Raw genomic sequence first — 13,853 nt, 5'->3', positions numbered from 1 at the left:
AATTTTTTTCTGCAAGAATTATTTAATTGAAAATCTGTCATACGAGAAGTAATCAATCCATAAATATGATTCGGTAGGTAAGAACTAAGATTTTCTAATGTGCCAACTATAATAAAATTTGTTTAAGAGAAATCTATTTATGTATTTGAACAGGCAATCATCTATGTTTTCTAGCCTGATTGAAAAAGACGACTAAAGCAGTATTTCTTTTTTTATAATAAAATAAATTATGAAAAATAATTTTATTTTCTACTATCATGAAATTACACTCGCTTTATCTTGTTATTTTCTTTTGAAAATATTGTTATCAAATAATATTTACAAGTTAAACAAATCTTCTGCGATACTAATTTCATTATCAGCAATTTTTGCAATTGAATTTGATACCACTTTTACCTTCCCCTTATCGTGACTATGTATAAATACTTTCATAAGTAAGGACTGACATACTCTCCACTGCCTTCCGCACTCCGTTAGATTATTAGCAGCTTCAATAATTTTTTTATTATTAAAGCTATTCCCGTAATATTCCAGTAAATCACTATACCCATATCTACTTATATATATAAACTTCATCTTGCTTAATATCGGAATTGCCAAAAAATCTTTTTGAAAACCTGCATTTTCCTTTTCCAATTCAAATCTATAGTTTATACTATCTACCAATTGATAAATATTATAAAGAGAATTTAGATCTTGTTTGTCTAGTATACTAGTAATATCTGAATAGATATCCTTCTTAATGTTTTCCTTTATGTTTTCATTCTTTGTTTTTCCCTTTGTGCTGCACAACATCTCATAGCTAATAATACCCGGCTTTATTTTTTCAAATGGCACCTGATTTATTTTCCCATTGTTTAAATATGGATCATAGCAATAGAAATCTTCACTCTTTTTATCATAACCCACCAGTAAATAGTAATGGCTAAAGTGATGTTTCAAATATGCAAGACTCCAAGGACACCAATATAAATCACTTCTTACTAATATCAAGCCCGCTTCCTTTAACATATAAATTACTGCTGTCTCATCAGAAGGATCGTAACCTATAAGTTCTGATCCGTAGTAACGCATTAAAATATCTTTTATCTTATATCTAAATACTTCATCAATTGCATTACCGATACAATCAGTATATTCTATCCGCTGATTGTACTTAAATCCCCAATTACCTAACGACACAGCTTGATATTCTCGATGATAAAACTGTAATATATAGGCCAATGCCATTTGAAAGCAATTATAATTAAGCCTGGGAATTTTCAATAAAAATTCAAAAACTTCATTTGTATTTTTTATATTATCCATTCACTTATTCCCCCAATTAGCTTAATTAGATTCACCGTTTTGTTTTATTTGTAATCGTTTTTTCAATCATCTCTTTAATAATAATTTTTTTAGGTATTTTATAATTTGTTAAAAATTTCCTGCAGTATTCCTTTATTTCTTCAATTGCTTCCTGTTCATCCATTGTAGAACATTTAAAAACAACCTCAGCGACAATAATTTCTCCATGAATTTGATTAATTTCTCCATATATTTTTACATCATCAACCATATCATTTTGCATTATAATACTCTCTATTTCTTCCGAAAAAACATTCCTCCCCCCTACAATAATCATGTTTTTTTCTCTTCCCGTTATATAGAGATATTCTTCTTTGTCCAAATATCCGATATCCCCTGTTTCCAGCCAGCCATTGCTTATAATACTCGTTTTTTGATTTAAATATCCTTTCATAACATTGGGACCTGCGACAGTTATTCTTCCTTCTTTGCCAATTGGTAATTCATTTCCCGCACTGTCGATGATTTTTATTTTCACTTGATCAATCGGTCTTCCAACCGAACCGACTTTTTTATTATAATCATCATATGTTGTTGTTGTTATAACCGGCGATGCTTCTGTCATTCCATATCCCTGAATCAAAACAATATTCGGAAACTGCTTGATAAATTCTAACAACTCTTTTTCAGCAATTTTTTCACCCCCCAATGTTATTCTTTTAAGGCTCTCCAATCTACTATTATCATGGGCAGCATCTTTTAAAATCATCCTGAATAAAGAGGGAACCATAATAATATAATTTATCATATTCCTTTCAATCAATGACAAGCATTTATTTCTGCTAAAACCACCATCATAAATGGTGTTTGACATACCTGTCCACATAGAGGGAAGAAGATCAACAGATAACCAAAACGCCGTTGTAAAAGGTAGCATCATCAGTCCCTTTTCGTGCGATTTAAGATTATATATCTTAAAAACACTTAAAAAGTTTGAAATTAGATTTATATGAGTAATTTGAACATATTTAGGGATTCCTGTTGTTCCTGAGGTCGGGAAAATAATTGCAATCTCATTTTGAGGGGTGGATACTTTCTCACACATATGACTACTATCTAATATGCCGATGTCTAATATATCAATTTGAATACTGTCTATTTTCTTTTTACAATCTGAGTTTGTTAACACTAAGTCTGAACCTGTATTACGAATAATATTCTCTATTTCGTTAATATGAGTATTTATATTTATTGGTAATACAATCTTTCCACTATATAAAACAGCAAAAAATGCAGCTATATAGTCTATAGAGTTTTCAAAAAAAATAGTAATTATGTCAGATTTAGAATTTATATATTCTGATATATTAATCGCTTTGATATATAATTCATTATACTTTATTATCTCATCCTTATAGATAAAAGAAATTTTTTTATTATTTTTTTGTTTTTCTAAAACTTCAAAGATATTATCTATTTCATATTTCATTCTAAGTCTTCCTTTTCAAATTATTATAGTAGTAGTCCTTTTAAACCTTCTATAATTTGTCCAAAAGTTATATTTTCTTCATATAAAAGCAATTCGTCCGGCAAGGTTAAGTTGTATTGTAATTCTATATCAATTACAATTTCAAAATACTCCAATGAACTTATACCAAGATCAGTTTTAAATCCATCACTATAATTTATAGAATTATAGTGCTTTTCTGTTACTTTGTTTATGATTGATACTAATATATCTTCCACTTTTTCTCCTTTATAACTATTTCTACTTACATTCTCGCACTGTAATCCATCAATTTCTTTTTTAGTTAACTTTGTAAATTAAACTTTTTCTAATATTTCCAGAGCTACAATAATCTGTCTTTTGCCTCCCATAAAATCCAACTCTATCAAAGCTTCTCTCTTGTGTCGGTTTACTTTTCTAATTAAGCTTTCCCTTCCCACTAAGGCTCCGGTCTTTACTCGTATTTTATCTCCCACAATGAAACCTTTAGATTGTTCTATGCAAAATTGATTATTAAGCATTTTCAGAAGTAATTCTCTATCCTCTTTATGAATAACTATATCGTTTTTACTACCATAATTTACTATGCTAAATTTCCAGCCATTTTGTTTAAATATAGTTGAAATTTCTAAAATGAAAATTTCAGGAGATAATTTTGTTTCAATAAAAATATAACCAGGAAAACATAATTCCAATTTTAGTATCCTACTTCCTTTATATAAAAATATCTTTTCTTTATAGGGCATAAAAGGCAAAAGAATATTAGGATCTATCATTCCCTTTACTCTCCTGACAATACTTTCCTCGTATCCCGTCTTAACAAACAAAACATAATAGTTATTCATCATGCATCCCCAAAACATAGCTCCGCCATACCGTTTACCTTTGTAAACGATACGACGGAGCTATATTCCTTACATTTAATAACGCGACCAACCGACGATTAATGTATATAAGTGCTTATCTTTTTTAAAATTTACCATAACCTGCATTATCAGTAAATAACTTTAAACAAAAAGAACATAATAATACATTTTATAGCAAAATTATACAAATCCGAATAGAAATGTGATATCTTGCTCAAAAATGAGACTGTGGCAAGTCACCGTCTTATTTAATTACTGTTCCTTTTAAAATAACCTTCTTTAAACTCAAATCATCTTTTTGAAGAAGTACCACATTGGCAACCTTACGTGGGGTAATATACCATAATCCTATTCTATTAATCTTATTTTGTAATTTTTATCTCAAATGGCACAACTCTCCTAATCAAACAATATCTCATCCACCGTCACAAAGTTATACCCCTCCTTGGTAAGCTCATCTATGATGTTAAAAGCTGCCGTAACTGTAGACGGATAATAATCATGCATCAAAATAATGTCGTTCTCCTCCGCCTTCTTCACCACATTTTCCGTGATGCAAGCTACATTGGTGGAGCACCAGTCAAGCGGGTCGATCGTCCACAATACCGGAAACATGTTGAGCTCCGTTTCGAACTTTTTATCCCAGCTTCCATAAGGCGGGCGGACGTAGATCACATCATCTCCTGTGATTCCGCTGATGACTGCGTTGGTACGTATCAGCTCTTCCTTGAATTCCTTTCGGTTTTTGCTGGTCAGCTGCGTATGGTAAAAGGTATGATTTCCGATCACATGTCCTTCGTCATACATCCTCTTAATGATTTCCGGATATTTTTCCGCATTCATTCCGGTCACAAAAAAAGTAGCCTTAATTCCTCTTTTCTTAAGTCCATCCAATATCTGCTCCGTATAATAAGGATGAGGGCCGTCGTCGAAAGTCAAAGCAATCTTTCCCTTGTCCTTCTCCTCGTCCCTCACCTGTCCCGTTATCTTATTACTCAAAGCTGCTACTGAGCCCGTCTGCTCGCCGCTCCCATAATCTCTGACATATATAAACAAAAGTGCCGCCGCAACGAGAGCTCCCGCCACAACGCATTCTTTAAGTCCAACTTTAAAATGCAATGTTCTGCCTCTTCCTATTGTTTTCTTCATAATATATATGTCAAAAACCAGCAAAATAGGAATCTATTTTATGCCTTCCACTCACTTCGATGCGCCTGCTTGAATAAATACATCTCTTTATCGGACTCATCCAAAATCTCTTCCGCGCTGAGCGTATTGTTTTCACCACATGCTATTACCCCGTAGCTCAGGCTCATGGGATATTTCAAGTTTTTCTCTTCGGTTAACCGCAAGAGGCGATTCCGTGCCTGATTCATACGCATCTTGGAGTGCTTCTCCGTACATTTAGGCATAAGTATAACAAATTCATCGCCGCCGATTCTGCAGATAATATCATCCTTCCTTACAGTTTCCTTCAAAACGGCTGCCATCGTCAATATATATTCGTCCCCGTGGCAATGACCAAAGGTATCGTTCACATATTTTAGCTTGTCCAAATCTACAAAGCAAACGAGGAAATCCCTTTTGTTCTCGATATACCTTTCCATCATTTCCATGCAATAGCGTCTGTTGAAAAGGCCGGTAAGTGCATCGGAGTTCGCTGCATATTCGATAGAAGACTCCCATTCCTTCTGTTCCGTAACATCACGAAGAAGATGGGCGATAGCTTTCTTTCCCTGCCAGTCGATATAGAACGAATCTACATGATAATATAAGGTGCGCCCTTCTTCCTCCGAAGACAACAGACTTATCTCCCATGAACGGCCGCTGCTTTCCATATCGTATCTGCTGATGCTATATCTTAAGTCCTCGGCAAGCCGCGGCTCCTCGATAGACATATCTACAAGAGCCTTATTCTCATACAGGCTTTCCCTCGTCTCCTCATCGAGAACGGCGACATACTCTCCTATATTATCCGTAATATGTGAGAGAAGGGCATTGTGCTCCTTCAATGCCGCTTCCCGCTGCTTGAGTTGCATGGTCATCGTATTGAAGGCCGTGGAAAACTCTCCCAGCATTGCTACCCGCTGGCTGTAATCCCCGTCTGCAACCTGCTTCGTCTGCCACATCAGATGGGAAAGGTTAGAACGCAGCATTTTTAATGGAGCACAAAGGGGATTATCCTTGGAGGGCTCTATTCCGTTCAAGTTCCCTTCCGCTATGTCGTTGGCAAATCTAAAATTTTCCTCCAGCCAGTCATGAAACAGATTCATTCCATTCACAAGCTTCTCGCTCTCAGGAGATACCTCTTGCGCTGAAAGCATGGGAGTATTCCGCTCAAACAATATTTTCCTTAAATATTCGAATAAAACATCCGTATCATTTTGCTCCATGGACATCCTTTTCCCTTCTGAGTAAAATTTTATTTATCGAGGACCACCTTTGCATCAAAGCGGCATACCCTTTCGCCGGTGCCCCAGCAATCGATTTCCACCACAATGTATTCTTTCTTCGTATAGGCCTTCAGTATTCCTGCCAAAAAGCCTTCGTCGTAATTGCATACGGTCTCCCCAATCGAAGGAAATCCTGAACAATCCAAATCTTCGCTTACCGTAAGTACCGCATGCCCTGTCTCTTCATCGAACTTTTCGAAGCGGAGTATACCGATTTTCAAATCTATCAATTTCTGCTGTACCTGAGCAAGAAAATCGTTAAGCGGCAAAGAACCGTCCAGACATCTGGAATAAAACTCCCTGCCCGTCTTCTCGCCTGCACTTCTGATAATTTCTATCATTTTTTCCTTACCGTACATGGATGTAAGGACATCTCTCATGGAATATTCCAGCATGCGATAAACTATTACCGGCATCTCCCCTCCAAGATTCTTTCTTCCCTCGTCCACATTGAATAAGTAATCCCATAGCACCGCCGAATTGTCATTATCCGTATTTCCAAAAATATTTGCCATGTATGCCTCCCCGCAAAATTTGCGTTTTATCGAAATAGTATTTGTATAGTAACCGTATTATATCATCTTATCCTTCTATTTGTAAAATCTAACAAAATTCATATATTCTATATATACTTTATCAAAATCCTCCTGAGCCGCGAGATTAAATACTTCACAATTCCCTATTATATCGTCTAACTCCCTCATTTCCTTGATATCCATACACATTTTCCTTGCCGCTTTCTCTGCTCCGGCGAGGGACGTATTTCCTGCTGCCTCTAACTTATCCTCAAGTTCCGGCGGAATCAAACCTACACGCACTGCCGCCTCTTTATCCATATAGAAGCCGAAGCCTCCCGCAAGATATACCTTTTCTATCGGCCGGTATTCCGGCATGGAAACAGCAAACTTTTCCTCCAGGAAATGTATTCCTGCACGCACTGCCGCCTTTGCCATTTGTATATCCCGGATATCCTTCTGTGTCACGCAGATGTCGTTCACTTCGATACCGGACTCGAAATACGGCTCCTGAAGAAGCCCTGTTTCATCGATGATACCTTCCTTTAATAAATGGGAAATTGCTTCGATTCGCTCCGGTCCCGTCGTATTCCCTTCGCCTTTTCCTTCAAATGCCGGTCCTGCCGCTGCCGCAGTACATAGAATGCGCCCACCGTTTCCAATCGCCATCTCTGCGTTTGTTCCTAAGTCCAGAAATATCCACGTTTTTTGCGCCTTATGAAGATCGCAGGCATATAAGCCCGCCACGATATCCCCTCCCACAAAGGCCGAGATTCCAGGCAGAAGTGCCGCCGGAACTCCTTCGAAATCAAACATTGTTAAAGCAATGTTCACTGGTGTAAAAGGACTTTTGCCCAAGGTATCCGTTGAATATCCCATAAGTAAATGCCCCATAGTCGTATTGCAGGCAATGGCCATTCGTTTAGATTTACATAACTTATTATTGACGGCGCTTTGGAAAAATTGATTCATTCCCTTCCTCATCGCTTCTCTTACCAGCTCCTGAAGCTGCTGCGCTTTACCGTCACTGCCGGCCCTAATCCGCTCCACTACGTCCGTGCCGTAGCTCCTTTGAGGATTCAGGCAAGTATAAGTGTCACATACCCGCCCGGAAACAGTCTCTAACAGCCTCATAGCAATCGTTGTGGTTCCTATATCCACTGCGATAACTGAACTTCCCTGCTTCAAGCCCCCGTAATAATCCCCGTCCTCTTCTCTTCCCATACCTTCCATGCTGCCCACGGTGCTTTCCGTCAGCACCTTAATCTTCTCCTCACTTTTAAAAAGAAGCTGGATCACACAGTTCTTCACCGGCTTTGCCATACAAGAGAGCCGATACCCCTCCCGCAGCCTGTCGGGCTCTATCCGGCCCCTTTCCGTCTGTGAGGGAAGAGGAGCATAACCGATAAACCTCACCATACACCTGCCGCAGGTTCCCATCCCGCTGCAAAGGGAAGGCAATTCGATTCCGCTTTCCCTCAAGGTTTCCAGTACTGTTCGCCCTACCGTATGAAGCAGATGCATTTCCTCTCCTGCTTTTTTTGTTTGAACTGTAATCGTTATCTGTTCAGACAAATTGGTTTCTCTCCTTACTATAATAATATTCTATGGATTTTAACTTTTCTTCCAACTCGTATTTGTCTATATCGAGGTCCTCGCACAGCCTGTCCAAGTCCTCATAAAAATCACGCAGCTTCATATTCACGTAACTAACTAACATTACCGGATCGTTCGGTATCATTTCATTCACACCTTCTGAAGTCCTGAGGCTTTCCTTAAGATTTCCCGCGCCTCTCAAGCACAGTTTACGTTCAAAGATTTTATTTCTTCAGCCTGTTTCTTACTAAAATGCCAGACTCCGCCATTATTTACTGTTTTATGTATACCAGTTTAATTCTAATCCTGTCTACTTGTCAATTGGATTTATCATTTCCTGATTTAGAAAAAGCGACTGTTTGCAGGCACATGATATAACAGCCAGCGAACAGTCGCTTCATTAATTAAATATGATAATCTTCAATGGCATCCATAAGCCCGTGCTCCATAAGAATCTCCTCCAAACGCTCCTGAGACATCGGTTTGGGAATCGTGAACATCGTATTTTCATCGATTGCCTTTGCAAGAGCGCGATACTCCTGCGCCTGCTTTACCTCAGGGCTATATTCGATTACGGTCTTCCGGTGAATCTCCGCACGCTGCACCACATTGTCGCGGGGAACAAAATATATGAGCTGAGTACCGAGCTCCTCGGCAAAAGCCTTAAGCAACTCCAGCTCTCTATCCACGTTACGGCTGTTGCAGATGATTCCGCCGATGCGTACACCGCCGGTTCTCGCATACTTTGCGATTCCCTTGGAAATATTGTTGGCAGCATAGAGTGCCATCATTTCGCCGCTGGCCACGATGTAAATCTCCTTTGCCTTTCCCTCTCTGATCGGCATCGCAAAGCCGCCGCATACTACATCTCCCAGAACGTCATAAAAAACATAATCCAAATCGTCCGTATATGCACCCAGCCTCTCCAATAAGCCTATGGATGTAATGATTCCTCTGCCGGCACATCCGACTCCGGGTTCAGGCCCGCCGGATTCCACGCATTTTGTTCCATGGAATCCTATGCGCATGATGTTGGAAAGCTCCGTAGCGTCCCCACTCGTGCGCAAGGTATCAAGCACCGTCTTCTGCGCAAGTCCCCCCAGAAGCAGTCTGGTAGAATCGGCCTTCGGATCACAGCCTACTACCATAACGTTCTTCCCGCTTTCCGCAAGACCTGCCGTCAAATTCTGTGTGGTGGTTGATTTTCCGATGCCACCCTTGCCGTAAATGGCAATCTGTCTTAGTTGCTTTTTTTCTGACATGACATAATCTCCTTAAATTGTATATTCTGGTTGTTGTATTTCACTGACCAGATGCAGCTTTTCGAGAATACTGTTTCTCAGCGCCGTAAAATCCGCGCTGCTCCGCTGCCTTGGTCTTGACAGCGAAATATTCAAAACTTCGCTTATCCTGCCGGGTCTGGGCGACATGATAACAACTCTGTCACTCAGATAAAGCGCCTCGTCTACATCGTGTGTTACCAAAATCATGGTGGTATCGTTCTCCCGCCAAAGCTCCAAAAGCTTATCTTGCAAATCTGCCCTCGTAAAGGCATCCAAGGCTCCCATCGGCTCATCCATAAGAAGCGCCACCGGATGATTGATCAGCGCCCTGGCAATCGCCACACGCTGTGCCATTCCTCCCGAAATCTGATGGGGGTAGGTCTTTTCAAAGCCGTTAAGCCCGATCAGCTTTATGTACCCCGCAATTTCATCCTTTCTCTGCTTATACACCCCTCTCGCCATTAAGCCGGAGGCAATGTTTTTTTCCACCGTCAACCAGGGGAACAGACTGCTTTGCTGGAACACATACCCCCGGGTCGGGTCGGGCCCTCCAATTTCTTCTCCGCTTAGCCGGATTTTCCCCGATTCCGGCACATCCAGACCTGCAAGAAGCCGTAAAAGGGTGGTCTTGCCACAGCCGGAAGGACCGATGATGGAAATAAACTCTCCCTTGTTAATAGAAAGGTTTATATTTTTAAGCGCTTCCACCATGTTGTCATTGGCATCCACATAGGTACGGTCCACCGCTTCAATTTCAAAAAGAATATCCCTGCTCATTTTACCAGCCCCCTCTGCCACCGCAAAACGCGGCTTTGTATTGCTCCGATTACCTTCATGATGGCGGAAAACAAAACTGCCATAACGATAATTGCCGCAAACACCTTGTAATATGCCGACCAAACCTTAGAGGCGTTGATATAATAGCCCAGCCCTCCCGGCTGCCCCAGCATCTCGGACATAACGAGCGTTGTAAACGCAAAGCCGTTAGCTGAGGATATGCCGGTAAAAATCTGAGGCATCGCATGAGGTATTGCCACATGCAGGACAAGATACGGTGTCTTCGCCCCTAAGGTCTGCGCCACTTCAAAATTAATCTTAGGTGTGCTGGCAATGCCCTGCGCTGTCAAAAACGCCACCGGAAACCATGCACATATAACGATCAAAAAGGCTGCCGCCCAAAAAGGTGTAGGAAGAAGTGTCAAGGCAAAGGGCATCCATGCCACCGCCGGAATGACTCCGGTAATTTTCAGGACAGGGTATACCCAATAGTAGATTTTCGGAAACCAGCCGATCAGAATCCCCGTTCCTACGCCAAAAGCCACGCCCAGCGTGAATCCCACGGTAAAAAGCCGCAAAGAATACAGCGTATTTTGCAGAATATAGTCTCCCTCCATCAGAAAGGATTCTATTATTCTCGATGGCCCGGGAAAGAACGGCTGGGGTAAAAGCAAAAGCTTCGTTCCCAAAATATCCCATAATGATAATGCAAGGCCTATGACAAAGCGGAACGGCACCCGGCTTAAGAACTGCTTTCTGCGCTCCTCTCTCCAAAAAGAATAAACTGCCGCCACTCCATAGATGAGTATCAGTACTGCCAGAACGAAGCGATACGCCTCATCAGCGGTAAGGGAAATAGAAGAGCCAAGCGGATATGTATTAATGTCCGCTTCTGCCGTCTGCCTAAAAAATAAATTCACAAGTAACGCTATGAAAAATCCCGAAAGTGAAATGGCAGACAGACCGATATATGATGCTATGGCAGGTGTATAGTTCCCGCCCTGCCGTCCCGGTTTGAACCGTGACGGCAAAGCATCCTTTTGAACATAAGAGCTATTTGCCAATCGTATCGCTCGTTGTTTTAATATACTCACCTTTTTTCCTCCAAAATAAGCTTATAAACGCTTAATCCACATCTACCTTCTGAAAGATTTCCGCAGCAAATGCATCCGCATCCTCCGTCTTTAAGTATCCGATATTTTTAAGTTCCGTTACAAAGTACTTTACATCCTCTTCTATTTTGGCTGTTCCATTCGCTCTGTCCTCTGTGGAGGGATAAGCATAGCTTACGATAAGCTCCTGTGCCAGTTCCTTATCGTCAATAGCTGAATATTTCTTATCCGAAATAATATCTACCGCCTCCTTAGGATTCTTCGCAATCCAGTCCTGCGCCTTCCTGTAAGCTTTTAGCAGTGCCGCGATTTCGTCAGGGTTCTCCTCGAGCACCTTAGAAGATGCATAGAGGAAGCAGCAATACTTTCCGGCAAAAGCAGGGTCTGTGGAAAGGTCGAACACTACCCTGTATTCCCCGCTCTTCTCTGCGATGGAACCCAGCGGATCCCAAAGAGCCGCTACGTCTATCTCTCCGCTCTTTACCGCCTCCAACTCCAGATTACCGTCGGAGAATGGCAGAAAGGTCACATCGCCATCCTGAGGATCTGCGGAAATTCCTGCTTTTTCCAGCCATACGCTGGCAACCTGATGGGGCGTTCCTCCAATTTCGTCAACACCGATTTTCTTTCCGGCGAAATCTTCCACAGTCTGTATGGGAGAATCGTTAGGAACCACGAATTTAATACATCCGTAATGAAGCCCGTCGACCACCTTCACCTTCACCCCTTCCTCGATGGAGGGAAAGAACTGGAAGTCTCCGTTTACTATCGGAATTGTTCCGTTATTTAGCCCGATTTTTCGCGTTTCGGTATCGGCAGAAATCAGATTTACATCAAAGCCCTCCTCCGCAAAAAATCCTTTTTCATAAGCAATATAGATCGGTGCACCGCAAAGTGCTCCATCCTTGCCGGGAATATCTATCTTCCCATATTTGTATTCCGTCTTTGCCGTTTCTGCAGATGCAGACGTTTCTGTCACCGCCGCCTCCTTCGCTCCGCAAGCGGTAAGTCCCAGCACACCGGCCAAAATAAGTGAAACAACAGCACTGCTTTTCTTTCCTATCGTCATATCTTTTCCCTCCTCAACTAGTTTATGGAAAATGCTTTTTGGAACGCCTGCTCCAAATCAGCAATCAAATCATCAGAATCCTCTAACCCCGCGGAAATGCGAATCAGATTTTCCGGTATGTCGGCCGCCGCCTTTTCCTGATCATCAAGTTCCCCATGGGTGGTCTGCGGGGAATTAACGATCAGCGATCTGGCATCGCCGATGTTCACATGGTAATGGAACAGCTCTATCGCATTTAAAAAGGCTTCCTTCTGCTTCTCATTTCCTTTGAAACCAAAGGAAAGAAGTCCGCCTGCACCCTTCTCAAAGTCTCGCTTATAAAGCTGATGGTAAGGACTTTCTTCCAGCGCTGGATACCTTACCCACTCTACTTTTTCGTTGGAGGATAAATATAATGCCAGCTTATGCGCGTTCTCCGATTGCTTGGAGAGGCGCTCCGAGAGTGTTTCGAGACCAACGATGGAAAGATATGCATCGAAAGGAGAAAGTGCCGCCCCGAAGTAATTCAGATAATTAAACCGTATTCTGGCGGTAAAGGGCGCTTCCGGAAATACCTCCGGAAAGCTTCTGTATGTACCGCTCTCGTCTCTGAGGGTATAATACTTTTCAGAAAATTGCGGGAACTTTTCCGTTTTGTAATCGAATGTTCCGCTTTCCAGAATAAGGCCTGCAATGAGATTTCCATGTCCGCTCAAGCCCTTGGTAGCGGAGTATACGACAATATCTGCGCCGTGTGCAAAAGGATGATACAGATACGGAGTCGCCACCGTATTGTCCACCACTACCGGAATACCGTGTTCGTGCGCTACCTTGGATATAGCATCAAGGTCAAGCAATACCGTATTCGGATTACTGATGCTCTCGATATAGATAGCCTTTGTATCAGGCCATATTTCTTCTCCCAGCTTCTCCGGATGCTCCAGGTTCTTGGCGATATCGAAGTGAATACCGAATTTGGGGTAAATTTTCTTGAAGCTGTCGGCGCTGCCTCCATATAGGAAAGGAGAAGTCAGTATTCTTCCGCCCCCCTCGGCAAGATTAAGCAGCGTGTAACTGATAGCCGCCATCCCCGAGGCCACGCCGATGGCTGCAGCAGCTCCTTCTAACACCCGCACTCGCTCCTCTAACACTGCTACCGTAGGATTTCCTACACGGGTATATAGGAATCCCTGTTCTTTAAAGCTGAATAAGTTCTTCGCATTCTCCACATCTCGAAAGTCATAAGATGCAGTCTGGTAAATAGGCGGCGATACCGCATATTTGTGATCCTTCGGCTCATATCCCGCTCTGACCTTCTGGGTGTCAAACCGGTATGCCGCCTTTTTTGTTTCCTCTGACATAATAATTCTCCTTTTCTTTTTAAAGTGCTGCAACAGTCCGGGATACTA

14 protein-coding genes are annotated in these 13,853 nt (G+C 41.5%); all 14 read right to left on the bottom strand.

Going from position 1 to position 13,853, the window contains the following annotated elements; translation table 11 throughout:
• Positions 1–318: 318 nt before the first annotated feature.
• Positions 319–1,308 carry a C39 family peptidase gene (locus CC90_RS0102875; RefSeq protein ID WP_031389324.1) on the bottom strand — a complete coding sequence of 330 codons (990 nt, stop codon included), beginning with the start codon at positions 1,306–1,308 and terminating at the stop codon, positions 319–321.
• A 31-nt stretch (positions 1,309–1,339) separates the two neighbouring features.
• The gene (locus tag CC90_RS0102870) at positions 1,340–2,776 is read right to left on the bottom strand and encodes a class I adenylate-forming enzyme family protein (protein ID WP_031389323.1); all 1,437 of its coding nucleotides are present in this window, start codon (positions 2,774–2,776) and stop codon (positions 1,340–1,342) included.
• A gap of 23 nt (positions 2,777–2,799) precedes the next feature.
• Complete coding sequence (locus CC90_RS0102865) at positions 2,800–3,033, bottom strand: acyl carrier protein (protein ID WP_031389322.1); 234 nt, start codon at positions 3,031–3,033, stop codon at positions 2,800–2,802.
• 78 nt (positions 3,034–3,111) lie between these two features.
• A complete protein-coding gene (gene loaP / locus CC90_RS0102860; protein WP_051869252.1) occupies positions 3,112–3,639 on the bottom strand; it encodes an antiterminator LoaP in 528 nt (175 codons plus the stop codon).
• 420 nt (positions 3,640–4,059) lie between these two features.
• Positions 4,060–4,779 (bottom strand): polysaccharide deacetylase family protein, encoded by a 720-nt coding sequence (locus CC90_RS22065; RefSeq protein WP_242843233.1) that lies wholly within the window; start codon positions 4,777–4,779, stop codon positions 4,060–4,062.
• A gap of 68 nt (positions 4,780–4,847) precedes the next feature.
• Positions 4,848–6,053, bottom strand: a complete 1,206-nt coding sequence (locus CC90_RS22870; RefSeq protein ID WP_157837523.1) for a sensor domain-containing diguanylate cyclase — start codon at positions 6,051–6,053, stop codon at positions 4,848–4,850.
• 29 nt (positions 6,054–6,082) lie between these two features.
• Positions 6,083–6,628, bottom strand: a complete 546-nt coding sequence (locus CC90_RS0102845) for a V4R domain-containing protein (RefSeq protein WP_051869250.1) — start codon at positions 6,626–6,628, stop codon at positions 6,083–6,085.
• A 75-nt stretch (positions 6,629–6,703) separates the two neighbouring features.
• The gene (locus tag CC90_RS0102840) at positions 6,704–8,203 is read right to left on the bottom strand and encodes an ASKHA domain-containing protein (protein ID WP_031389317.1); all 1,500 of its coding nucleotides are present in this window, start codon (positions 8,201–8,203) and stop codon (positions 6,704–6,706) included.
• Positions 8,196–8,369 (bottom strand): DUF4250 domain-containing protein, encoded by a 174-nt coding sequence (locus CC90_RS0102835; protein WP_031389316.1) that lies wholly within the window; start codon positions 8,367–8,369, stop codon positions 8,196–8,198. The genes CC90_RS0102840 and CC90_RS0102835 overlap by 8 nt, the downstream gene beginning before the upstream one ends.
• A gap of 259 nt (positions 8,370–8,628) precedes the next feature.
• The gene (gene nifH, locus CC90_RS0102830) at positions 8,629–9,486 is read right to left on the bottom strand and encodes a nitrogenase iron protein (RefSeq protein WP_031389315.1); all 858 of its coding nucleotides are present in this window, start codon (positions 9,484–9,486) and stop codon (positions 8,629–8,631) included.
• Positions 9,487–9,498: 12 nt separating this feature from the next.
• Positions 9,499–10,284, bottom strand: a complete 786-nt coding sequence (locus CC90_RS0102825; RefSeq protein ID WP_031389314.1) for an ABC transporter ATP-binding protein — start codon at positions 10,282–10,284, stop codon at positions 9,499–9,501.
• Positions 10,281–11,378, bottom strand: a complete 1,098-nt coding sequence (locus CC90_RS0102820; RefSeq protein ID WP_330373173.1) for an ABC transporter permease — start codon at positions 11,376–11,378, stop codon at positions 10,281–10,283. Before CC90_RS0102820 ends, CC90_RS0102825 begins: the two co-directional genes overlap by 4 nt.
• Before the next feature lie 31 nt (positions 11,379–11,409).
• Entirely contained in the window at positions 11,410–12,465 is a 1,056-nt protein-coding gene (locus CC90_RS0102815) for an ABC transporter substrate-binding protein (RefSeq protein ID WP_031389312.1), read from the bottom strand.
• A gap of 17 nt (positions 12,466–12,482) precedes the next feature.
• Positions 12,483–13,805 carry an O-acetylhomoserine aminocarboxypropyltransferase/cysteine synthase family protein gene (locus CC90_RS0102810; protein WP_031389311.1) on the bottom strand — a complete coding sequence of 441 codons (1,323 nt, stop codon included), beginning with the start codon at positions 13,803–13,805 and terminating at the stop codon, positions 12,483–12,485.
• Positions 13,806–13,853: the final 48 nt, after the last annotated feature.

It is taken from the genome of Kineothrix alysoides, from assembly GCF_000732725.1.
GTDB lineage: Bacteria > Bacillota > Clostridia > Lachnospirales > Lachnospiraceae > Kineothrix > Kineothrix alysoides.
This window is presented reverse-complemented; position numbering and strand designations above follow the sequence as displayed.

Bases quoted from the DNA above. Each gene is read 5' to 3' on its own strand.
- CC90_RS0102875 (WP_031389324.1), bottom strand. From the start codon at position 1,308: ATGGATAATATAAAAAATACAAATGAAGTTTTTGAATTTTTATTGAAA.
- CC90_RS0102870 (WP_031389323.1), bottom strand. From the start codon at position 2,776: ATGAAATATGAAATAGATAATATCTTTGAAGTTTTAGAAAAACAAAAA.
- loaP (WP_051869252.1), bottom strand. From the start codon at position 3,639: ATGAATAACTATTATGTTTTGTTTGTTAAGACGGGATACGAGGAAAGT.
- CC90_RS22870 (WP_157837523.1), bottom strand. From the start codon at position 6,053: ATGGAGCAAAATGATACGGATGTTTTATTCGAATATTTAAGGAAAATA.
- CC90_RS0102845 (WP_051869250.1), bottom strand. From the start codon at position 6,628: ATGGCAAATATTTTTGGAAATACGGATAATGACAATTCGGCGGTGCTA.
- CC90_RS0102835 (WP_031389316.1), bottom strand. From the start codon at position 8,369: ATGATACCGAACGATCCGGTAATGTTAGTTAGTTACGTGAATATGAAG.
- nifH (WP_031389315.1), bottom strand. From the start codon at position 9,486: ATGTCAGAAAAAAAGCAACTAAGACAGATTGCCATTTACGGCAAGGGT.
- CC90_RS0102825 (WP_031389314.1), bottom strand. From the start codon at position 10,284: ATGAGCAGGGATATTCTTTTTGAAATTGAAGCGGTGGACCGTACCTAT.
- CC90_RS0102815 (WP_031389312.1), bottom strand. From the start codon at position 12,465: ATGACGATAGGAAAGAAAAGCAGTGCTGTTGTTTCACTTATTTTGGCC.
- CC90_RS0102810 (WP_031389311.1), bottom strand. From the start codon at position 13,805: ATGTCAGAGGAAACAAAAAAGGCGGCATACCGGTTTGACACCCAGAAG.